This is a genomic window from Exiguobacterium sp. UBA7533 (genome assembly GCF_002479335.1).
Taxonomy (GTDB): domain Bacteria; phylum Bacillota; class Bacilli; order Exiguobacteriales; family Exiguobacteriaceae; genus Exiguobacterium_A.
This window is the reverse complement of sequence record NZ_DLMP01000003.1, coordinates 84,495-106,256: the sequence shown is the minus strand read 5'-3', so window position 1 is coordinate 106,256 and position 21,762 is coordinate 84,495. Positions and strand designations below refer to the sequence as shown.

Annotated in this window: 24 protein-coding genes; 23 read left to right on the top strand and 1 reads right to left on the bottom strand. The window is 48.1% G+C overall.

Annotated features, from left to right (window positions below):
- Positions 1 to 84: 84 nt before the first annotated feature.
- The 11 genes from B2U10_RS06055 (at position 85) to B2U10_RS06005 (ending at position 9,198) form a co-directional block, all read left to right on the top strand.
- Complete coding sequence (locus B2U10_RS06055) at positions 85 to 615, top strand: NUDIX domain-containing protein (protein WP_035408909.1); 531 nt, start codon at positions 85 to 87, stop codon at positions 613 to 615.
- Between the two features lie 101 nt (positions 616 to 716).
- On the top strand, positions 717 to 1,199 hold the full coding sequence (locus B2U10_RS06050; protein ID WP_023467675.1) for a Fur family transcriptional regulator: 483 nt from the start codon (positions 717 to 719) through the stop codon (positions 1,197 to 1,199).
- Positions 1,200 to 1,324: 125 nt separating this feature from the next.
- Positions 1,325 to 2,209, top strand: coding sequence for a site-specific tyrosine recombinase XerD (gene xerD / locus B2U10_RS06045; protein ID WP_035408906.1), 885 nt, complete (start codon positions 1,325 to 1,327; stop codon positions 2,207 to 2,209).
- A gap of 118 nt (positions 2,210 to 2,327) precedes the next feature.
- Positions 2,328 to 3,500, top strand: coding sequence for a phosphopentomutase (gene deoB / locus B2U10_RS06040; protein WP_035408904.1), 1,173 nt, complete (start codon positions 2,328 to 2,330; stop codon positions 3,498 to 3,500).
- Positions 3,501 to 3,518: 18 nt separating this feature from the next.
- Positions 3,519 to 4,331, top strand: a complete 813-nt coding sequence (locus tag B2U10_RS06035) for a purine-nucleoside phosphorylase (RefSeq protein ID WP_029341181.1) — start codon at positions 3,519 to 3,521, stop codon at positions 4,329 to 4,331.
- A 47-nt stretch (positions 4,332 to 4,378) separates the two neighbouring features.
- On the top strand, positions 4,379 to 5,680 hold the full coding sequence (locus B2U10_RS06030; RefSeq protein ID WP_055967087.1) for a pyrimidine-nucleoside phosphorylase: 1,302 nt from the start codon (positions 4,379 to 4,381) through the stop codon (positions 5,678 to 5,680).
- 105 nt (positions 5,681 to 5,785) lie between these two features.
- Positions 5,786 to 6,445 carry a hypothetical protein gene (locus B2U10_RS06025; RefSeq protein ID WP_290786325.1) on the top strand — a complete coding sequence of 220 codons (660 nt, stop codon included), beginning with the start codon at positions 5,786 to 5,788 and terminating at the stop codon, positions 6,443 to 6,445.
- 83 nt (positions 6,446 to 6,528) lie between these two features.
- Positions 6,529 to 7,533, top strand: coding sequence for a S66 family peptidase (locus B2U10_RS06020; RefSeq protein WP_290786322.1), 1,005 nt, complete (start codon positions 6,529 to 6,531; stop codon positions 7,531 to 7,533).
- Between the two features lie 103 nt (positions 7,534 to 7,636).
- Positions 7,637 to 8,074 (top strand): peptidylprolyl isomerase, encoded by a 438-nt coding sequence (locus B2U10_RS06015; RefSeq protein ID WP_023467682.1) that lies wholly within the window; start codon positions 7,637 to 7,639, stop codon positions 8,072 to 8,074.
- A gap of 97 nt (positions 8,075 to 8,171) precedes the next feature.
- Complete coding sequence (locus B2U10_RS06010) at positions 8,172 to 8,699, top strand: type 1 glutamine amidotransferase domain-containing protein (RefSeq protein WP_035398198.1); 528 nt, start codon at positions 8,172 to 8,174, stop codon at positions 8,697 to 8,699.
- 151 nt (positions 8,700 to 8,850) lie between these two features.
- Entirely contained in the window at positions 8,851 to 9,198 is a 348-nt protein-coding gene (locus B2U10_RS06005) for a GNAT family N-acetyltransferase (protein ID WP_023467684.1), read from the top strand.
- 17 nt (positions 9,199 to 9,215) lie between these two features.
- Here the strand turns inward: B2U10_RS06005 and B2U10_RS06000 are convergent, their stop codons facing one another.
- Positions 9,216 to 9,680: a DUF309 domain-containing protein gene (locus B2U10_RS06000; protein ID WP_023467685.1), complete on the bottom strand. Its 465-nt coding sequence runs from the start codon at positions 9,678 to 9,680 to the stop codon at positions 9,216 to 9,218.
- Between the two features lie 93 nt (positions 9,681 to 9,773).
- Here B2U10_RS06000 and B2U10_RS05995 point away from each other — a divergent pair, with 93 nt between their 5' ends.
- The 12 genes from B2U10_RS05995 (at position 9,774) to ymfI (ending at position 21,727) form a co-directional block, all read left to right on the top strand.
- Entirely contained in the window at positions 9,774 to 10,529 is a 756-nt protein-coding gene (locus B2U10_RS05995; RefSeq protein ID WP_214747763.1) for a segregation/condensation protein A, read from the top strand.
- Complete coding sequence (gene scpB, locus B2U10_RS05990; protein ID WP_023467687.1) at positions 10,519 to 11,091, top strand: SMC-Scp complex subunit ScpB; 573 nt, start codon at positions 10,519 to 10,521, stop codon at positions 11,089 to 11,091. Before B2U10_RS05995 ends, scpB begins: the two co-directional genes overlap by 11 nt.
- Positions 11,091 to 11,852 carry a pseudouridine synthase gene (locus B2U10_RS05985; RefSeq protein ID WP_023467688.1) on the top strand — a complete coding sequence of 254 codons (762 nt, stop codon included), beginning with the start codon at positions 11,091 to 11,093 and terminating at the stop codon, positions 11,850 to 11,852. The genes scpB and B2U10_RS05985 overlap by 1 nt, the downstream gene beginning before the upstream one ends.
- A 126-nt stretch (positions 11,853 to 11,978) precedes the next feature.
- Positions 11,979 to 12,569: a redoxin domain-containing protein gene (locus B2U10_RS05980; protein WP_290786316.1), complete on the top strand. Its 591-nt coding sequence runs from the start codon at positions 11,979 to 11,981 to the stop codon at positions 12,567 to 12,569.
- A gap of 22 nt (positions 12,570 to 12,591) precedes the next feature.
- Positions 12,592 to 14,139, top strand: coding sequence for a cytochrome c biogenesis protein ResB (resB, locus tag B2U10_RS05975; protein WP_081780387.1), 1,548 nt, complete (start codon positions 12,592 to 12,594; stop codon positions 14,137 to 14,139).
- Positions 14,136 to 15,302, top strand: a complete 1,167-nt coding sequence (gene ccsB / locus B2U10_RS05970) for a c-type cytochrome biogenesis protein CcsB (RefSeq protein ID WP_035408879.1) — start codon at positions 14,136 to 14,138, stop codon at positions 15,300 to 15,302. The genes resB and ccsB overlap by 4 nt, the downstream gene beginning before the upstream one ends.
- A gap of 171 nt (positions 15,303 to 15,473) precedes the next feature.
- Positions 15,474 to 16,190, top strand: coding sequence for a response regulator transcription factor (locus B2U10_RS05965; RefSeq protein WP_035408876.1), 717 nt, complete (start codon positions 15,474 to 15,476; stop codon positions 16,188 to 16,190).
- A 2-nt stretch (positions 16,191 to 16,192) separates the two neighbouring features.
- On the top strand, positions 16,193 to 17,920 hold the full coding sequence (locus B2U10_RS05960; RefSeq protein WP_290755436.1) for an ATP-binding protein: 1,728 nt from the start codon (positions 16,193 to 16,195) through the stop codon (positions 17,918 to 17,920).
- A gap of 33 nt (positions 17,921 to 17,953) precedes the next feature.
- On the top strand, positions 17,954 to 18,502 hold the full coding sequence (locus B2U10_RS05955) for a cob(I)yrinic acid a,c-diamide adenosyltransferase (protein ID WP_035408870.1): 549 nt from the start codon (positions 17,954 to 17,956) through the stop codon (positions 18,500 to 18,502).
- Positions 18,502 to 19,755, top strand: a complete 1,254-nt coding sequence (yfmF, locus tag B2U10_RS05950) for an EF-P 5-aminopentanol modification-associated protein YfmF (protein ID WP_290786313.1) — start codon at positions 18,502 to 18,504, stop codon at positions 19,753 to 19,755. Before B2U10_RS05955 ends, yfmF begins: the two co-directional genes overlap by 1 nt.
- Positions 19,752 to 21,023, top strand: coding sequence for an EF-P 5-aminopentanol modification-associated protein YfmH (yfmH, locus tag B2U10_RS05945; RefSeq protein ID WP_231496875.1), 1,272 nt, complete (start codon positions 19,752 to 19,754; stop codon positions 21,021 to 21,023). Before yfmF ends, yfmH begins: the two co-directional genes overlap by 4 nt.
- Positions 21,023 to 21,727, top strand: a complete 705-nt coding sequence (ymfI, locus tag B2U10_RS05940) for an elongation factor P 5-aminopentanone reductase (RefSeq protein ID WP_056060433.1) — start codon at positions 21,023 to 21,025, stop codon at positions 21,725 to 21,727. The genes yfmH and ymfI overlap by 1 nt, the downstream gene beginning before the upstream one ends.
- Positions 21,728 to 21,762: the final 35 nt, after the last annotated feature.

The following is a 21,762-nucleotide window of genomic DNA, read 5'->3' as shown; positions in this document are numbered from 1 at the left end:
TGAAGTCTTGCGGCAATACGTCGGAAACGGCATACTAATCATGACAGAGAACGTAAACTAGGATAGAAGAGGGGAACACTACCGATGGAAGAAAAAACGATTGAACGTGAAGTGATCTATGAAGGAAAAGTTTTTGATGTCGAGAAACATGTCGTCACGTTACCGAACGGTAATACCTCGGTTCGTGAACTGGTCTATCATAATGGTGCCGTTGCCATCATCGCTTTTGATGAACAAGGGGATCTGATTGTCGTTGAACAATATCGGAAGGCGTTCGAGAGTCTATCGATCGAGATACCAGCGGGCAAACTCGAGAAAGGTGAAGATCCACTCGATTGTGCCGGACGTGAATTAAAGGAAGAAACAGGTTACGTCGCGAAAGAGTTACGACATGTCTTTGATTTCTACGGTGCGCCTGGTTTCTGTAGCGAACGTGTACATATTTATGAAGCGATTGGTCTTACTGCCGGTGATCGTCAGCTCGATGAAGATGAGTTCCTTGAGAACAAAACATTGAAGCTTGAACAAGCGCTCGAACTCGTAGCAAACGGAACGATTGTCGACGCGAAGACGATCATGGCGATTCAGCATTGGCAGATCCGTACTTTAAAATGATTCTCATTTAAATGATTTTCAGTTGATAATCATTTTAATTTGAAAAAAGACTGAGTTTCAGCTATGATAATAGCATCAGTTCGAACAAAGGGGGCGCTATGATGGAAAGTCGTGTAGAACGCATCAAAAAACAGCTAAGCGGTAAAGGATATAAGCTGACTCCCCAACGTGAAGCGACTGTGCGTGTCCTGCTCGAACATGAGTCGGATCACCTCAGTGCCGAAAATGTCTTTCTCCTTGTAAAAGAAAAGAACTCCGACATCGGACTTGCGACGGTTTACCGGACGCTCGAATTATTGACGGAGCTCGAAGTCGTCGATAAGGTCAACTTCGGAGATGGCGTATCCCGGTTTGATTTACGACAAGAAGGTGCGAGTCATTCGCATCACCATCTCGTCTGTATCGAATGTGGATCCGTCGAAGAGATTTTAGACGATATGCTTGAAGAAGTAGAGAAAGAAATCGTGTCCCGATTCCATTTCAAAATCAAGGATCACCGCCTGACATTCCATGGCGTCTGCCGTGTCTGCCAAGAGCGTCACGCTCGGGAAGCGTTGGAACAATCGCAAACACAAACAGTCTGACCGTCCGAGGAAATTTCGGATGGTTTTTCTTTTTCGATTTTTATAGGTCAGACCTCTTCACAACGGTTTACACCTTTGATATGATGGGAAAGTAAGCGATTTCGTAAACGAAGAGGATGAGTTCAGTGCGTGAACAACTGGAAGCATTTATCAACTATTTAGTGATTGAACGGCAAATGTCCGCGAATACGGCAGCTGCGTATCGAAATGATTTGAATCAATACTTACAGACGCTCGAAACAGCGGAAGTTTCTTCGTTTGAACAGGTTCACCGACATCATATCGTCGACCACATTGAACGATTGCTTGAAGCACGCAAGTCACGATCGACGGTCCGGCGGGCGACGAGCTCAATCCGTTCGTTCCATCAATATCTGGTCGAAGAGAAACTAACGACGCATGATCCGTCCCGTCATCTTGATTTACCGAAACCGGAGAAGAAGCTTCCCGTCGTCTGGAGTCAAACCGACGTCGAACGTTTACTTGATTCGGTCGTCGGTGTCGATCCGCTTACACGACGAGATGCAGCAATGCTTGAGCTTCTCTATGGAACAGGCATGCGCGTCAGCGAACTGCTCCAACTGAAGTTGAACGATTTGCAACTCGAACTCGGGTATCTGTCGTGTCTTGGGAAAGGGAATAAATCCCGGATCATCCCGATGAGTACGACATCGATTGAGAGCGTCAGAACATATCTTGATCTCGCGCGCAACAGTCTCGGTGGTCAACAGACGGACGATGTCTTCTTAAACAGTCGTGGTGATCGTTTATCACGGCAAGGATTTTGGAAGATGATCAAGCGACGGGCAAAGGAAGCGGGTATTGAAAAAGAGATCACACCACACGTCCTGCGCCATTCGTTCGCGACCCATCTACTTGAAAATGGTGCCGATTTACGCGTCGTACAAGAAATGCTAGGACACGCTGATTTGTCGACGACACAAATGTATACACACGTCAACAAAGCACGACTCCACGACGTGTATAAGAAACATCATCCACGGGCGTGATGGTTCTATCTTTTAAAGGTCTGACTTCAGACAAATGATGCGTTTTGTCTAGTCCCTTTCCGGGAAAAATCGTAACGGGAATCGCACAACTACAGCTCGTATATAGGAGGAACAGCAAATGGCTCAATCATTTAAACGTGTATTTTTGATCGTCATGGACTCCGTAGGAATCGGAGAAGCACCGGACGCTGAACAGTTCGGAGATCTTGGTTCGCATACGCTCGGTCACATCGCGCGTGAACGCAACGGACTCAACATGCCGAACATGGCAAAACTCGGTCTCTCGCATATCGAACCGATCGAAGGTATCTCAGCTGAAGAAGCACCGCTTGCGGCATACGGAAAAATGCAGGAAGTATCTGCAGGGAAAGATACGATGACAGGGCATTGGGAGATCATGGGACTCCGGATTGATACACCATTCCGTGTCTTCGAAAAATTCCCGGATGATTTGATTCATCGCTTAGAAGAGTTCTCAGGGCGGAAGATCATCGGGAATAAACCGGCTTCTGGTACGGAAATTCTCGACGAACTCGGACAAGAACATGTCGAGACAGGCGCCTTGATCGTCTATACGTCGGCAGACTCTGTCCTTCAAATCGCAGCTCATGAAGAAGTCGTTCCATTAGAGGAACTGTACCGGATTTGTGAATATGCACGCGATATTACGCGGGATGACCCGTACATGCTCGGTCGTATCATCGCACGTCCATTCCTTGGTGAGGCAGGAGCATGGGTTCGGACAGCGAACCGTCACGACTATGCACTTAAACCATTCGACCGGACAGTCATGAACGAACTTGAGACAGCTGGACTTGATGTCATCTCACTCGGTAAGATTGCTGATATCTATGACGGCGAAGGCGTGACCGATGCGATCCGTACGAAGTCGAACATGGACGGCATGGATCAACTCGTGAAGCAACTCGATCGAGACTTCAACGGACTCTGCTTCTTGAACCTCGTCGATTTCGATGCATTGTTCGGACACCGTCGCGATCCGCAAGGTTACGGACAAGCACTCGAAGAGTTCGATGCCCGTCTTCCGGAAGTGTTTGATCGCTTGAAAGAAGATGATCTCTTGATCATCACGGCTGACCATGGAAACGATCCGGTTCATGCTGGGACAGACCACACGCGAGAATACGTACCGTTGCTTGCTTATCACAAAAACAGTGTCGCAAAACCGCTCGGTATCCGTGAGACGTTCGCTGATCTTGGGGCAACGGTTGCTGAAAACTTCGGTGTCAAAATGCCGGCACACGGAACAAGCTTTTTAACAGAACTATAATTCGAGGGAGCGATTCAGATGACAGTCAACTGGAATGAAACACGTTCGTTTTTAGAAAGCAAGATGCAGGCGAAACCGGAAATCGGATTGATTCTCGGTTCAGGACTGGGTGTCCTCGCTGATGAGATCGAAAACCCGATCGCAATTCCATACCATGAAATCCCGAACTTCCCGGTCTCAACGGTTGAAGGACACGCCGGACAACTCGTCTTCGGAACACTTGAAGGGAAACAAGTCGTTGCGATGCAAGGACGATTCCACTTCTACGAAGGATACTCAATGGATATGGTGACGTTCCCAGTACGCGTCATGAAAGCGATCGGCGTCGAGACATTGATCGTCACGAACGCAGCGGGTGCTTGTAACGAAGCGTTCGAACCAGGTGATTTGATGTTGATCACGGATCACATCAACTTCTTCGGTACGAACCCATTGATCGGTAAGAACGTCGACGAGATGGGACCACGTTTCCCGGATATGTCGAAGCCGTATGATGCGGAATTACTTCGTCTTGCACAGGAAACAGCGGACGAGCTCGGTATTCGTGTCCGTCAAGGTGTCTACTTCGGAAATACTGGTCCGACGTATGAGACACCAGCAGAAGTCAAGATGGCACGGATGCTTGGAGGAGACGTCGTCGGTATGTCGACGGTCCCTGAAGTCATCGTTGCTCGTCATTCAGATATGCGTGTCCTTGGAATTTCGTGTGTCTCGAACATGGCAGCAGGTATTCTCGACCAACCGTTACATCATGATGAAGTCATCGAAACGACAGAACGTGTCCGGGCACACTTCCTATCACTCGTTCGCGGTTCGATCAAAAAAATGTAACGACTGTTTATAAAACTCACAAACCACTCCTGAGGAGGAACTAGATTATGCGTATGGTAGATTTGATTGCAACAAAACGAGACGGTGGCGAACTCGCAACAGCTGATATTCAAGCAATGGTAGAAGGATTCACGAATGGTGAGATTCCAGATTACCAAATGTCAGCGATGTCGATGGCGATTTTCTATCAAGGAATGTCAGATCGTGAAATCGCTGATTTGACGATGGCGATGGTCAACTCGGGCGACGTGATCGACCTTTCACGTATCCACGGGAAAAAAGTCGACAAACACTCAACTGGCGGTGTCGGTGACAAAATCAGTCTGATCGTCGCACCACTCGTTGCGTCAATCGGCATTCCGGTTGCGAAGATGAGCGGTCGTGGACTCGGTCATACAGGTGGAACCATCGACAAACTCGAAGCATTCCCTGGTTTTGACGTCGAGCTTTCAGAAGAAGCGTTCGTCTCACAAGTCAACGACATCAAGATGGCAATCATCGGTCAAACGGGTAACCTAACGCCTGCAGACAAAAAACTCTACGCCCTTCGTGACGTCACGGCGACGGTCAACTCGATCCCATTGATCGCAAGTTCAATCATGTCGAAGAAGATTGCAGCAGGAGCAGACAGCATCGTACTCGACGTCAAGACGGGTTCTGGTGCCTTCATGAAATCGTTCGAAGATGCAAAAGCACTTGCGACAGAGATGGTTTCGATCGGTAAGAGTGTCAACCGTAAGACGGTTGCTGTCATTACGGACATGGATCAGCCGCTCGGCTTTGAAATCGGAAACGCAAACGAAGTCAAGGAAGCGATTGAAGTCCTTCAAGGGAAAGATGTCCGTGATTTGAAAGTCATCGCCTTAACGATTGCATCACACATGGCAGTCCTCGGTGATTTCTACCCGACGTTTGACGAAGCATATGCGGATCTCGAAACACGTCTCGGTAACGGAGCAGCACTTGACGTCTTTAAGAAGTTCATCGCAGCTCAAGGTGGCGACGCGTCACTCGTTGATGACATGACAAAAGCACTTGAAACGAAATACGAAAAAACATTCGTCGCTTCAAAAGCAGGTTATGTCTCTGAAATCATCGCTGACGAAGTCGGTGTTGCAGCAATGATCCTCGGTGCAGGACGCGCGACGAAAGCAGATGAGATCGATCACGCAGCAAGCGTTACGTTGCACAAGAAAGTCGGCGACCGTGTAGAAGTCGGCGATGTCATCGCAACACTTCGTTCAAACAAAGAAACACTCGATCAAGCAATCGAAAAAATGGATCACGCGTACCATATCAGTGAAACGAAACCGGCAGAACGCCCGCTCGTTCACGCTGTTATCCAGTAAGCAATCCAATCAACAATACTTGAGTAGTGGACGTCGTCCACTACTCTTTTTTGTGATAAAATCAAAAGTGTAAAAAATTGGTATTGAAAAAGAGGGGGAGTATTCATGAAGCTTATGAAACGTTTGACCATCCTGTTATTCAGTCTAATCGGAGTCATCGGATGCGGCATTGTCATACTAGTTTTTTCCTTTTGGCAAAGTACAAAGCCAGACGCAGAAGAAGAAGCGAAAATAAAAAACGAAGCCAAGGTTTACTTAGAAAAGCAAAAGTATTTAAATGAAGCACGAGTGACCGGTAGTGTTTACGATAGTATGGGCAATTTTTCATTTGAATATGCCGCACGCGCGATAGAAGAAAAAACGAATACTGAATTTTTCGTCTATCAACAAGAGGAGTCGGGGAGGTTCGTTGACTCGTATCATGCGTCACTTTGGGAAGATCGGTTAGAGCGACGGATCCCGTCGCCGACTCTCGAACAACTGAACAATCAATTGAGCGTAACCATACTTTATGACAACGATAAAATACAGCAGCTAGGTAACGCGCGTTTTGATTCAAAGGCTTATTTACGGAAGGAAGTCGCTCCGACGCTCTTAGTGGACGTTCCACGCAAGCGACACGAACAGGATAAAGCGCAGGTCACAGCGTGGGCAAAGTCGTTGCGCGAACAAAAGATTCTTCAACATATGACAGTCAAGGTCGATTATGTTTCGGAAAAAGGAGAATTGCTTGAGAACGGAGATTCGCTCTTCGTGAAGCTGTAAGATGGATGGAAAAAATGAGAGTACGCGGTTCCTATTCAATTTGTTATACTGGAAATACTTGTAATGAAAAAGGGGGAACTCTCATGAAACCACCACGCTTGCAAAAAGGGGATAAGATTGCCATCGTCTCGCCAGCGTCTGCTGTCGCAGCATACGTACCGCGTCGTCTCGCCCGCGGTATCGCAACACTTGAAAAAATGGGCTTCGAGGTCGTCTTGATGCCGAATGCAACGGCTGTTCATAGTCATACGGCAGGAACGATCGGGGAACGGCTACAAGATTTACATATGGCGTTCGCTGATCCGTCGATCAAGGCGATCATCTCGACGATCGGTGGGTTTAACTCGCACCAGCTACTCGACGAACTCGATTATGAATTAATCCGGAACAATCCGAAGATCTTCGTAGGTTACAGCGATATCACGGCACTGTTTGCTGGGATCTATCAGCAGACAGGATTGACGACGTTCGTCGGACCCGCACTGCTGACGCAGTTCGGTCAATTCGATGGTCTTGATCCGTATACCGAAGAATCGTTCAAACGTACGTTCATGCAGACGGAGCCGATTGGTCGGATCGAAGCGTCTGAGGAGTGGACAGATGAGGTTTTACGCTGGGATGTCGCGGACGACCGAAGACGAGAACATCAAGTGAACGCAGGGTACACGATCGTTAAGACCGGTGCCGCAGAAGGTCCGATTCTGACGGGGAACACGGGAACACTTTTACTGCTTGCCGGAACACCTTACTTGCCATCGTTTGACGGTGTCGTCTTGATGCTTGAGGATGACGAGAGTGAGACACCAGAAACGATCGACCGGTATTTCACGCAATTGCGACACATGGGTGCGTATGACAAGATTGCGGCACTCGTCGTCGGCCGTTTCCCGCGCAAAGTCGATTTTGATCCGGACTTCCCGCTCAAAGACATCATTCTGCGCGCGACGCGAGGCTATGATTTCCCGATCATTCTCGATGCGGACTTCGGGCATACGGATCCCGTCACGACACTTGCGAATGGAATTCGGATTCGTGTCGAAGCAACAGATTCGGTGACACTCGATGTGTTAGAGGCAGCCGTCGAGTAAAAAGGTCTGCACGACGTCCTGAAATTTGGTACACTGTACCATGGAATCACGATCTTGAATCGTGACGAATCTCTTGCTGAAAAGCACGAAAGGTTGGTCAAACATGCAAAAAACTGGTCATATCTTATTAGAAGATGGAAATAAAATCGAATTCGAATTGTTCAACGATGAAGCACCGATCACGACTGAAAACTTCGAAAACCTTGCAAACTCGAACTTTTACGATGGATTGAACTTCCACCGTGTCATCCCAGGCTTCGTCTCACAAGGCGGATGCCCAATCGGAAACGGTACAGGCGGTTCAGGAAAAACGATTCCTTGTGAAACGTCAACATCATACCCACACAAACACAAAGCGGGTTCACTTTCGATGGCACACGCTGGTCGTAACACAGGATCGAGCCAGTTCTTCATCGTACACGAGCCACAACCGCACCTCGACGGCGTACACACGGTCTTCGGACAAGTGACTTCAGGTCTCGAACATGCACAAAAAATGAAGCAAGGCGCTGGCATCAAAGAAATCCGCGTCGAAGCGTAAGTTCTTGCTCCTCTTCGAACGTTCGAAGAGGAGTTTTTCTTTTTTTAGAACCGGGTACAATCAGTAAGGGAACTCAACTCGAAAAGGAGTGTTTGTCATGCGTTTAGAAGGAAAACGAATCATCCAAGTCGTCAGCAATGACTTCGAGGATTTAGAATTATGGTATCCAGTCCATCGCTTACGTGAAGAAGGCGCAATCGTCGACATCGTCGGTGAGAAAGCGGATGAAACATATATCGGGAAGTACGGTGTCCCAATCAAATCGAATAAGACGTTCGATGAGATCAATCCAGCAGAATACGATGCGATTCTTGTTCCAGGTGGTTGGTCGCCCGATCTATTACGCCGCTTTGACTCTGTTCTGAACATGGTGCGTCATTTTGACCAGAACAAACAACCGATCGGTCAAATCTGCCACGCTGGTTGGGTGCTGATCTCTGCCGGCATCTTAAAAGGTGTCAACGTCACGAGTACGCCAGGAATCAAGGATGACATGACGAATGCGGGTGCGATTTGGCATGATGAAGCCGTCGTCGTCGACGGACATATCGTCTCGAGTCGTCGTCCGCCCGATCTACCGGACTACATGCGTGCCTTCATCCAAGTGATGGAAGAACAAGCGTGATTCAGATGCAGGGGACGTCACGTGACGGTCTCCTGCATTTTCATGGATTATGAAAAAAATGCAGTAATTCTGTGTGAGAAGGTGTAGAATGAATGAGTCTCAGTCGTTCATGCTCCTGAGAGTTGTTGAAATTAGGAAGGTGTAGAATCACATGCTAGTAAAATATAAGAAGTTGAATGAACGGACCGCGATGGGGCTGATTGCCTTTTCGTGCGAAGTGAAGGATCCGAAGTATTTGCTTGAAACGGTTCAAGCCTATGAACAGGAAGAAGACCAACGCTTGTATTTGTACAAACAAGATGAGGATTTCGTCGGTGTCATTGGGTTTCAATTAATGGATGGCCATGCTGAATTGAAACATATCGCATTATCACCGTCTTTCCGTGGAGAACGGATGTCGTATCTCCTACTCGATGAAGCAGCCAAGCTTCTTCGAACGGATATTACGGGTGCGACCGAAGAGACGCAACGCCTCGTCGACAAATGGAAAAATCAATAAAAAGACCGGTCCATGGCTCAGATGGACCGGTCTCTTCGGTTTTGTAGCGCTTCTTGTCGTGCCGTGACGACATCCGTACGATCGCGTAAACGGTGTTTATGTGTCACATAGTCGAGATCAGGTGCTGTCGCTTCAAGTGCGACGGCTCGGATGACGTCCGAGAAGACAGGTAACGGGATGTGTCGATAGACCTTATCCGTAAAATGGTCGCGATGATCGAGCAAATATGAGACGTCGATCCCGGACGCAATTAGTGATGCCCGGTGACGTTCGATTTTATCGAATGCTTTCGCATATGTCCGCTGTGCCCCAGTCGTATTTCCGCGGCGGTGATGATAGCGGGCGACGGCCAGTTGGATCAGACCGACAAGCGCCTCGTCCTGGCGTTGTCCTTCTTGCCAGACTTCCTCTAAGATTTCATGGCACTCGAAGTAATCGTGCCGAATGTTGAATTCAAATACGAATCGCTCGATCGGATTCATGGAATCACCTCTTCCTTTGAATATAACATAGTCGAACCCATCTGTTGTATGGTATACTAAGGCGCAAAAAAACGTTGATGGGCAGGGAGAATCATGGAATCATACAGTGTAAAGATGGATGCGTTTGAAGGCCCGCTGGACTTGCTGTTACACTTGGTTGGTAAATTAGAAATCGATATTTATGATATATCCGTTTCCATGGTGACGGATCAATATGTGTCCTATATCCGTGCGATGCAGCATCTTGAACTAGATGTTGCTAGTGAATATCTTGTCATGGCAGCGACGCTGTTGCAACTGAAAAGCAAACAACTCTTGCCGATCGAACAGACGGATTACGATGAGATTCCCGATTTCGAGGAAGAACCGACGCGAGAAGGTCTGATTCAACAGTTGATCGAGTATAAAGCATACAAGGAAGCAGCACTCGTCCTGAAAGAAAAGGAAGAGGCACGCCTTGAGCTGTTCTCGAAACAACCAGAGGATTTGATGCGTTATCTCGATACGGATGCACAAGAGTATAACGGTACGTTATCACTGAGTGATTTATTACGTGCTTACGAAAAAATGCGCCAACGGGAAGCCTGGAAGGTACGCCGTTCGAAGACGGTCAAACGGGAAGAACGTTCACTCGAGCAACAGATGGAGTCCGTTGCCCGGTACGTCGCGACCCGTGAGCGGACGACATTCTTCGGCTTTTTTGCGGAGCAACCGACGGTCGAAGAACTAGTCGTCAGCTTCCTCGCTGTTCTAGAACTCGTGAAGCAACGGGTCATTGATTGTGAACAGATGACCGATGATATCCTATTGCGGAGCATGGTGAAGGAGGAGAGTCAGATTGGCGTATGAACAAATCATTGAGAGCCTGTTATTCGTCGTCGGAGACGATGGGATCGATCCACGTGGTCTCAGTCAAGCACTAGAGATCAGTGAAGCGGCAGCGCGTGAACAGTTGCTGGCTCTTCAAACGACATTCGAAGCAGAGCAGCGTGTGTTGCAAATCGTAGAGTCGGGTGGCGTCTTTAAGATGGTGACACGAAAAGAGATGTCGCCGTATATTCAGGCGTATGCGGGTTCACTTGCAGAAGACTCCTTGTCTCGAGCAGCGATGGAGACACTCGTCATCATCGCGTACAAACAACCCGTCACGCGTGCTGATATCGAAGTCGTCCGTGGCGTCAAGACGGAACGCGTCATCCATACGTTAAGTGCAAAAGGTTTGATTGAAGAAGCGGGACGCGCCAAAGGCGTTGGTCGCGCGAAATTGTATAAGACGACGGATCATTTCCTGGACCACTTTGGTCTGAATAGTATTGAGGAGTTACCACCACTCGAGTTCGAAGAAACGTTCGAATCAGATGGAGATCTCTTCTTCCGGAATGATCCTTCATTAGAGGAGAGAGTGAATTAATGGAACGGTTACAAAAAATCATCGCACAAGCAGGTGTCGCTTCACGGCGTAAAGCAGAGGAATTGATCACAGCAGGTCGCGTTAAGGTCAACGGGAAAGTCATCACGGAGCTCGGAACGAAAGTTGGAGCGCGTGCTGAAGTCGAAGTCGATGGCGTCAAGCTCGAGCGGGAAGAACACGTTTATTACATGCTATATAAACCAACAGGTGTCGTCTCGACGGTTGAAGACGATAAAGGACGTAAGACGGTCGTCGATCTCGTACCACCAGGTCATCGTGTCTTCCCAGTCGGTCGTCTCGACTACAATACGAGCGGTCTTCTGTTGATGACGAATGACGGTGAATTCTCAAACCTTCTGCTTCACCCGAAGTATAAGGTACCGAAGCGTTACATCGTCAAAATCAAAGGCGTACCGGAATATTTCCACGTCAAAGGTCTTGAAAAAGGCGTCGTCTTGCCGGACGGCTTTAAGACAGGGAAAGCACGCGTCGAGATGCGTGACATCGATAAGAAGAAAAACACGGCTATCCTCGAAATGGTCATCTACGAGGGACATAACCGCCAAGTCCGTCAAATGGTCGAGACACTCGGTTCAGAAGTCTTGAAGTTGAAACGTGAACAGTTTGGTTTCTTGACACTGGCAGGTCTTACTTCTGGCGAGTGGCGTGAACTTTCAAAAAAAGAAGTCAATCAATTGCGTGAGCTAGCGGATCCAGCCGCTCCACCTACGAAAAGACGTAAGAACACAAAAAAACGTTAATTTGTAAAGCGAGAAGCTCATCCTCCGGGTTGAGTTTTCTTTTTTTGTGACAAAACGATTAACGAATTTCACATTTTATCAACGTTTAAGCGATTTCAAGTACAATATGGGTGGAGGCGGTAAAATATGAAAAAAACAAAACAAAATCCGGAAGAACGCTTAGCAGCGGCCCAGCAAAAAAAGAAGAAACGCTCCTTCTGGCGTCTGATGATCATGACGATGGTCTTGTTTGCAGGCGCAGTTGTCATCATGCAATTCGTCGATCAGGCGACACGCGATAAAAACGGACGTGTCATGGCAGGCGATGATGCTCCTGGTTTCGCGCTCGTCGATCTATACGGTGAGAAACAGCACTCAATGGATGAATACAAAGGAAAAGGACTTTTACTCAATTTCTGGGGTACATTCTGCGAACCATGTAAGAAAGAGATGCCTTTGATCAATGACAACTATCAGATGATGCAGGATCAAGGTGTCAATTTCGTAGCGGTCAATGTCGGAGAAACACCGGTTCGAGTCTCAAGCTTCATCAAAGATATCGGCGGAACGGATTATCCGATCCTCATGGATACGAATAGTTCGGTCGAGAAGGCTTACGGGATCTACAACTTACCTGTGACGTTCATCATCAACAAAAAAGGTGAGGTCGTCGAGAAATACGAAGGTGGGATTGATCAAGCGAAGCTGGAAGAGATGGTGAAGAAGGCGAACCAGTAACGCATCGAAGGGGGATTTAAGGATGCAGGAGCAAGAAGATTTTAAACAACTGGACATGCGTTACGAGGAAGCAGAACTTCGTTCGAAACGTAAAAATCCATCTTGGATCGACCGGGCATGGACGTTCTTCTCGTCTGTCAAGGTCGGGTTATGGCTGATCGGTCTGATCATCATCGCGAGTGGGGTCGGTACGATCTTCCCGCAAGAGATGTATATTCCGCAGGCAACACCACCGGAAGAATTTTATCAAAAAGAATACGGTACGGCAGGGGATATCTACTATACGTTAGGATTCCACAACCTGTTTGAATCATGGTGGTACATCGGATTAATCACACTGTTACTCTTATCGATCATCATCGTGTCGATTGACCGCTTCTTCCCGCTCTACCGAGCATTGAAGAAACAACCGGTCATCCAGTCGGACCGTTTCATGAATGGTCAGCGATTTGGCGCTGAAGCGACTGGAGACGTCAAAAAAATCGATGCGATCGCACCGTTACTTGAGAAAAAGGGCTATAAAGTTCGTCGGCAAGACGGGGCGCTCTTAGCGGAAAAGCAACGTTTTGGACGATGGGGTCCTTACATCAACCATATCGGTCTTGTACTATTCTTCGGAGGGGCGATGCTTCGGGTCGTACCGGGCATGCATGAAGATGAACTGCTTTGGCTTCGTGAAGGAGAAACATTACCGATCGAGGCGACAGACAACAAGTATTACTTGAAGAATGAGGCGTTCAATATCGAGTTCTATGATCCTGAGAAGGTGGACGCAAAATTCAAGAAATCACTTGAAGCAGCGGGCGGAAATGTACCGAAAAACTACGACACGAAGATGACGCTCTATAAAAGAGTCGGAGAGACAAGCGATTTCAAACCGAAACTCGAAGAAGTCAAATCAGGTGAGACGGCAGTCAACCGTCCATTCGAATTCGATGATTTCCAAGTCTTCCAAGAACAATACGCGGCAGATCCAGAATTTAAGACGATGTCGTTTAGCATCGTCAACCAAAAGACAGGTAAAGTCGTGGATACGATCAAGGTCGATTTACGTGAACCAAAAGAGACCTACAAGTTGAAAAACGGCTATGATGTCGAATTGAAGGATTTCTTGCCTGATTTCGTCGTCAAGGATGGACAGCCGACGACCAATTCTGGACGTCCTGTCAATCCGGCGTTCGTCTTTAATATCAAATCACCGGAGCACCCAAAAGGGGAGCGTAGCTTGATTGGTATCAAGCTGAATGTCGGTGGGGATGAGAACCAGTACAAGATGGCGTTTGCCGGTACGGAGCTCTCAAACATCTCAGGTGTCCGAATCAAGAAAGACTTGACGCTCCCATTCCTCTTTGCGGGTGGCATCATCTTCATGGCAGGTCTATTGATCGGGATGTACTGGCCGCACCGTCGTCTCTGGTTACGTGAGAAGAACGGTCGCATTCAGATTGCTGGATTTACGAACAAAAACGCATTAGGGCTTCAAAAAGAAGCCAATCTCGCGTTGACGGAAGTTGGTCTACCAGAACTTGAGGACCGACAAAAGTTGCGGGAAGAGGGGGAAGCTAAATGAACATGCTTCAGTTGAGCAGTAATCTGCTCCTAACGTCATTCATCGTCTACCTCGTCAGTACAGGTTTTTTCGCTGTTGCGACGAGTGGTAAAAAAGGTCCGACACGTTCTGGTAAGATCGCCTATACGCTCGCGATCATCGGTTTTCTTGCTCAGTTAGGGTATTTCTTTACGCGCTGGGCGGGTGCTGGACACGTTCCGGTCTCGAACTTATACGAATACACGACATTCTTTGGTATGATGATGGTCCTTGGATTCTTAATCGTCTATGCCATCTATAAAAACAATGTCCTTGGCTTGATTGCAATGCCGGTTGCCTTGCTCGTCATCGCTTATGCGTCGATGTTCCCGGATGAGGTCCAACCCTTGATTCCGGCACTTCAAAGTGTCTGGCTCAAAATCCACGTTACGACGGCAGCGCTCGGTGAGGGGATTCTCGCTGTCAGTTTTGCGACCGGATTGCTCTATCTGGTCCACGCGACGGATTTCAATAAAGAATCGAAAACACGGACATGGCTTGAGATCGTCATGTTCTCACTCGTTTGTGTCGTTGGTTACATCCTCGTCGGCCTCTTGTTCAAAGCAACAGGTTCTGCATCAACGATCGAATACGTCGCGAAGAATGGTGCGAAGATGACACATGAATACACGATGCCGGTTCTGACAGGTCCTGAGAACGGAAAAGTCTTATCTGGTTCAGGTGCCGTCATTGAATTGCCGAACTTCTTGAATGCGAATAAGGTCAATACGGTCTTATGGTCAGTCATTGGTGGGGTCGTCTTATATGTGTTGCTACGTTTCGTAGTTCTCCGTAAGCGTGTCGCAGAGAGTCTGAAACCAATCGCGCGGAAGATTGATCTAGAAACAGCTGATGAGATTAGTTACCGTGCGATCGCGATCGGTCTTCCGATCTTTATCCTTGGCGGATTGATCTTCGCAATGATTTGGGCGCAAATGGCATGGAGCCGCTATTGGGGCTGGGACCCGAAAGAGGTTTGGGCACTGATCACGATGCTCTTCTACGTGTTCTATCTCCACATGCGCATCCAGCGTGGGTGGATCGGTAAAAAATCAGCATGGTTATGTGTTGGTGGTTTTGCCGTCATCATGTTCAACCTTGTCTTCGTCAACCTTGTCGTAGCGGGATTACACTCGTACGCATAAGGAAAAGAAAAGCAGCGGATCCGGAAACGGTCCGCTGCTTTTTCATGTTTCTCTGACAAAAGAGTATCATTTAGGGGAAATCAGCCAGTGCAAGCCATTCTTTTCGTTTCATAGTATACTAAAAGAGTAGTAGGATAGAGGAGTAGAGTTTAGTTTATAGGAGGAGACAGCATGTCAGAAGAAGCACGTATTTTAGTCGTCGACGATGAGGAACGAATTCGTCGCCTGTTGAAGATGTATCTGGAGCGGGAAAATTTCACGATCGAGGAAGCAGACAATGGAGAGACGGCGCTTGAAATGGCGCTTGAGACAGAATACGATGTCATTCTCCTCGACTTGATGATGCCGAAGATGGACGGGATGCAAGTTTGTGAAGAACTACGGAAAACGAAAGCGACGCCGGTCGTCATGCTGACGGCAAAAGGTGAAGAAACGAATCGCGTCCATGGGTTTGAAATGGGGGCAGATGATTATATCGTCAAACCATTCAGTCCACGTGAAGTCGTTTTGCGTGTCAAAGCAATCCTTCGCCGAGCGAGTGCAACGAAATTCCTCCATACGGATGCGAAAACAAAAGATGTCATCGTCTTCCCACATTTGACGATTGATAATGACGCACACCGCGTGACGGTTGAATCACAAGAAGTCAATTTAACACCAAAAGAATATGAACTCCTGTATTTCTTGGCAAAACAAACGGACAAAGTATTCTCACGGGAACAACTACTCAAGGAAGTCTGGAACTATGAATTTTTTGGGGATCTTCGGACGGTCGATACACACGTCAAACGTCTGCGTGAAAAGCTGAATCGTTTGTCTCCGAACGCTGCTCAAATGATCACGACGGTCTGGGGTGTCGGATACAAGTTCGAGAATAGTCCGACCTGACGATGAAATGGTTGCAAAGTGTAGTCATCAAACTATGGGGCACGATCCTATTGCTTGTCTCGGTCGTCTTGATCGCCTTGACGATCTTGTTACTTGAATTTTTCAACTCTTTTCATATCGAACAGGAGCGGGGGCACCTTGCAAAGCTCGGTCAACAAGTCGAGACCGTCTTTCAGGCGCACTCCGGTATCGAGGAAGGATCGAGTACTGCTGTCGAAATCACGGATATATATGGCGCGACATTAATTGCGAAGACCCAGGACGATTCTGTCGAAGCGAACATTTCACAAGCGAAAGCGAACCGGATTATCAAGGAGCTCGAACGTCAGAACTGGAAAGCGATCGATGGTGAAGAAGGTGAAACGGCAATCGGTAATTACGAGACCTTCGATGGAAAGGCGGCACTCGCGTATCGAGCACCGCTCATTACGGATAGCGGCAACGGAACGATCTACTTGATCGAACAATTGACGAATATCGAGCAAGCGAATGAAGGCGCACGTCAAATCATTCAGCTCTGTGTCTTGTTAGCGATCATCGGGACGACCGTCTTTGCTTTCTTCCTATCGACACGGATCACCGCACCACTACGGACGATTCGTCAAGCCGTCGTTGAGGCCGGTGAAGGGAAATTCGATCAAAGCCTGACGCAACGCTCACGTGATGAGATTGGTGACTTAGCGCTTGCCTTTAACGAGATGAGTAGCCAACTCAATCAATACGTCACGGATCTTGATAAGGAGCGGCATTTGCTCTCCTCGATTCTGCGCTGTATGGCAGACGGCGTGTTGACGTTCTCAAAATCAGGTGAGCTACTCGCGACGAATCCACCAGCTGAAGCATTTCTTGCAGGTTCTCCCGTACCGGATGAACTGATCGAGCTGTTCCAGACAGTCATGAAGGAAGAGACGGAGATGACGGTTTCGTTTGAACGGGAAGGACGCTTTTACATCATCATCGTCAGTCCGTTACTCGAACAAGAAGAACAGATCGGAGCGGTCGCTGTCCTGCGCGACATGACGGAAGCACAACAACTGGAGAAGATGCGGGCCGACTTCGTCGCGAATGTCAGCCATGAACTGCGGACGCCACTCGTCATGTTGCAAGGGTATTCGGAAGCGATCGTCGACGGGATGACGGAAAGTGACGAGGCGACGAAAGAATTTGCATCAATCATCTATGATGAATCGCAACGCTTGTCCCGTCTCGTCAATGATCTACTCGATCTCGCGCGGATGGAAGCCGGTTATCAGGAGTTACGGATTGAAGCCATCGAAACGGTCTCGTTTGCACAGCGAGTCATCAAGAAATTCAAACAAATGGGACGCGATAAGCAGGTCACTTTCTCGGTTTCCGGTCCGAACATCACATTTGACGCCGATCCGGATCAGATGGAACAAGTCTTGACGAATCTTCTTGGAAACGCCCTTCGTTATACGGAGAACGGAGAAATCAAGATTAAGATTGACGAAGATAGGGAAAACATTACATTATCCGTCATCGATTCAGGTGACGGGATTCCGGAAGAAGATCTACCTTTCGTCTTTGATCGTTTCTATAAGGCGGACAAGGCACGAACGCGCGGTAAGACCGGTACAGGAATTGGTCTTGCGATCGTCGCGAACGTCGTCCGTGCTCATGGTGGAGAGGTCGAAGTCGATAGCCGCTTAGGAGAAGGAGCGACTTTCCGAATCCGATTACCAAAAAAACAAAGGAAGCGAACATTATGAGTCGCTTCCTTTCGCTATAGGAGTGAATAAAACATGAAAATTTATACGAAATCAGGAGATGAAGGAGAAACATCCCTTGTCGGTGGGAGAGTCAAAAAAAATGATCGATTGATCAGCTTGATGGGAGAACTCGATGAATTGAATAGCTTCGTCGGACTTGCTCGGACCAAAGCATCATCGATCGAAGTACGAGAACAATTGACGGTCATCCAGCATGCGTTGTTCGACTGTGGCAGTGACTTGATGTATGTCGAACCTCGTCCATCACGGTTAAGTCAGGAAGCAACAGTTGATTTAGAAAGTTGGATTGATAGTTTAACGGAATTATCGCCACCACTCGACAAGTTCATCTTACCAGGCGGAACGGAAGCGGCCGCGACATTGCATGTGGCACGGACGGTCTGCCGTCGCGTCGAACGTTCGATGATCGATGTTCCCCAAGCGGCTCATTTGTTACCGTTCATCAATCGGCTCAGTGATTTCTTTTTTACAGCAGCCCGTTATGAGAATGCCGTTAACCAAAAAGCAGATATTGAATACGTTCGCAGTGCGCATGTGTTCAAACGAAAGGATGGAGAGTAATGAGTCAGTCATTTAGCACATGGAAAAAGGAAGGAACGAGCTTCCACCTCGTTCCGACCGATAAATTCAAGACGACGACGATCCTCGTCACGTTTTCAGCACCGCTAGAGGCGAAAACACTGACTAGCCGCGCGATTTTACCATACATCATGGAAAAATCGACAGCTGCTTATCCGTCGATGAAAGCATTACGTGAGCCACTTGAGACATTATATGATGCGGGGCTTTATGCGGACGCGTCAAAGTTCGGAGAAGAGCACGTCATCTCGTTCCAACTTGATGTCGTCCGTGGAGAACTCGTCCATCACCCGTCGTTATTAAAAGAAGCACTTGAATTGCTAGAGCAAATGGTGCTGTATCCAGACTTGACGGAAAGTGGTTTCCGCGAACAGTTCGTCAAACAAGAAAAGCGACTGCATGCCTTACGAATCAGCTCGCTGTACGACGATAAGATGCGCTACGCACAGCAGCGTCTCCTTGAATTGATGGCACCAGGTGAAGCCGTCTCGTTACCATCGCTTGGGACAATCGAAGAACTAGAACGGATCACTCCATCGTCCTTGCGTGATACATACCGTTCGATGATCGAAGACGATCGAATCGATGTCTTCGTCGTCGGACAGGTGACGAAGGAGGAAATGGAAGATGCGTTGTCCTTCTTGCCATCGCACTCAGAAAAAGTCAGCCATTACATCCCTGAACAAAAACCGGTCAACGGTGTGAAACGGTCGAGCGAAACGCAACCGATTAAACAAGGGAAGCTGCACCTTGGTTACCGGGTAGCGGTCGATCCGACGTCTGCCGATTCAATCCGGATGCAAATCGTCAACGGTCTGTTCGGTGGATTCCCACATTCGAAACTGTTCATGAATGTCCGTGAAAAAGAGAGTCTCGCGTATTATGCGGCTTCACGATATGCGGCATTAAACAGTGCACTCTACGTCTATGCAGGGGTTGACACAAAAGAAGCGGAACGTGCCGAGAAAATCATCCTAGAGCAACTCGTTGATTTGAAGGCGGGACAGTTCACGGATGAAGAATTGACACAGACGAAGGCGATGTTGATCAATGCGCGCCGTCAAATTCTTGATCAGCCGGGGCAATTGATTGGTTGGTTGAATGGTTCGAAGATGCGTGGACTGACACTTGAAGATGAGATCCACATCATCGAGACGGCGACACGTGAAGACGTCGTTCGATTAGCAGCGGCAATCGATCTAGATGCCGTATATCTATTGCGAGGTGAAGCATGATGGAACAACTGACTTATCACGATACAGACGAAACGGTATACCACGAGCAGCTCGATAACGGCTTATCCGTCTATCTGTTGCAAAAAAAAGGATACGAAAAGACGTATGCGACGTTTACGACACGTTATGGTTCGATTGATCAACGATTTAAAAAAGGAGAGGAATGGATCACGGTACCGGACGGCATCGCCCACTTCCTCGAGCATAAGATGTTTGAATCCGAAAAAGGTGACGTCTTCCAAGAGTTCGGTCGTCTCGGTGCCTCAGCGAACGCCTTTACCTCGTTCTCACGAACAGCGTACTTGTTCTCAGCAACGTCACTGATCGAACAAAACCTCGAGACATTGATCGATTTCGTACAAGATCCCTACTTCACGCCGGAAAGCGTTGAAAAAGAGAAGGGGATCATCACGCAGGAAATTCAGATGTATCAAGATAATCCAGGGTGGCGTCTGTTCTTCGGTCTAATCGAATCGATGTATGCGACGCATCCGGTCCGAATCGATATCGCAGGAACACCGGAATCGATCAATCAAATCACAGCCGATGACCTATACACGTGCTATCGTACGTTCTATCATCCATCAAACATGGTGTTGTTCGTCGTCGGAAACATCGACCCGGAAGAGACACTAGCGTTAATTAAAGCAAACCAGGCGAAGAAGGATTATACGGATCGTCCAGCGATTGAACGGGATTACGGTCAAGAACCGCACGGCGTGCATCGTCCACGTCTTGAACTCGAGCTCGACGTCAAGACACCGAAGGTATTGATCGGCTACAAAGACGAATCTGTCCGCGGCGAAGCACAAGTCCGTCGTGAGTTGACGAGTGAATTATTATTGCACCTCTTATTCGATCAAACATCATCGACGTATTTGGAATTGTATGAAGACGGTCTGATCGACGATACGTTCAGCTTTGATTACTCGAGTGAAGAAGAGTTCGCCTTCGCGACGTTCGGCATGGAGACAGAGGATCCAGACAAGTTTATCCAAGCGTATGAGACACTTCTGCAAACTCGTCCTGACTTTACGGAAGACGAGGTCACGCGCAAGCGGAACATGATGCAAGGGAAATTCCTCCGTGCCTTGAATTCACCGGAGTTCATTGCGAATCAGTTCTCGCGTCACGCACTTGCCGGTACGAATCTGTTCACGCTTCCGACATTGATTGCTTCGATTACGAAAGAAGAGATCGAAGCCCGTTTCGACGAGTTGTTCGCCATTGAAAACCGGGCGATCTCAATCGTCAAACCGTACGCGTGATGCGAATCCTCATCACCGGTGCGAGTGGCGCCATTGGTCTTGCGGCAGCAAAACAACTTGCTGCCGCCGGACATGAATTGGTGCTTCAGACGTATCGACAGCAAGCGGTTTTGGAACGGATGATAGAGGAGTGGCAAGGAGAGCACCACATCCTGACGGCGAATTTAGCGGATGATGAGGACTTGCAGGCATTTTGTACGGCGTTACCTGTCGTCGATGCCTTCGTCCATTGTGCCGGAACGAGTTATAGCGGTCTGTTGCTCGATCAATCGGCAACATCAATGAGTGAACTTTGGAGAATACATGTCGATGCGTTGATGCGCATCAGTCAAACCGTGACGCGGACGAAACCGTTTACGTCGCAGCTGGCGATCGTCGTCATCAGTAGTGTATTAGGGGAACAAGGTGTCGCGGGTGAAGTTGCCTATTCGACGTGCAAGGCAGCACAGTTGGGCTTCGTCAAAGCATACAGTAAAGAACTTGGACCAATGCATGGACGCATCAATGCGATTACGCCAGGATGGATTGATACGCCGATGAACGCGATTTTTTCTGAGGATGAAAAGGCAGAAGCGATTGCTGAAATCCCTGCCGGACGATTCGGAAAAGCAGAGGAAGTAGCTTCCGCGATCCGTTACTTGGTGCAACCAGAATCGAGTTATGTGTCAGGAGCCATCCTTAAAATAGATGGTGCGTGGATGTAAGCATTGGAATTTCACTTCAGGAATGCTTTTCATTT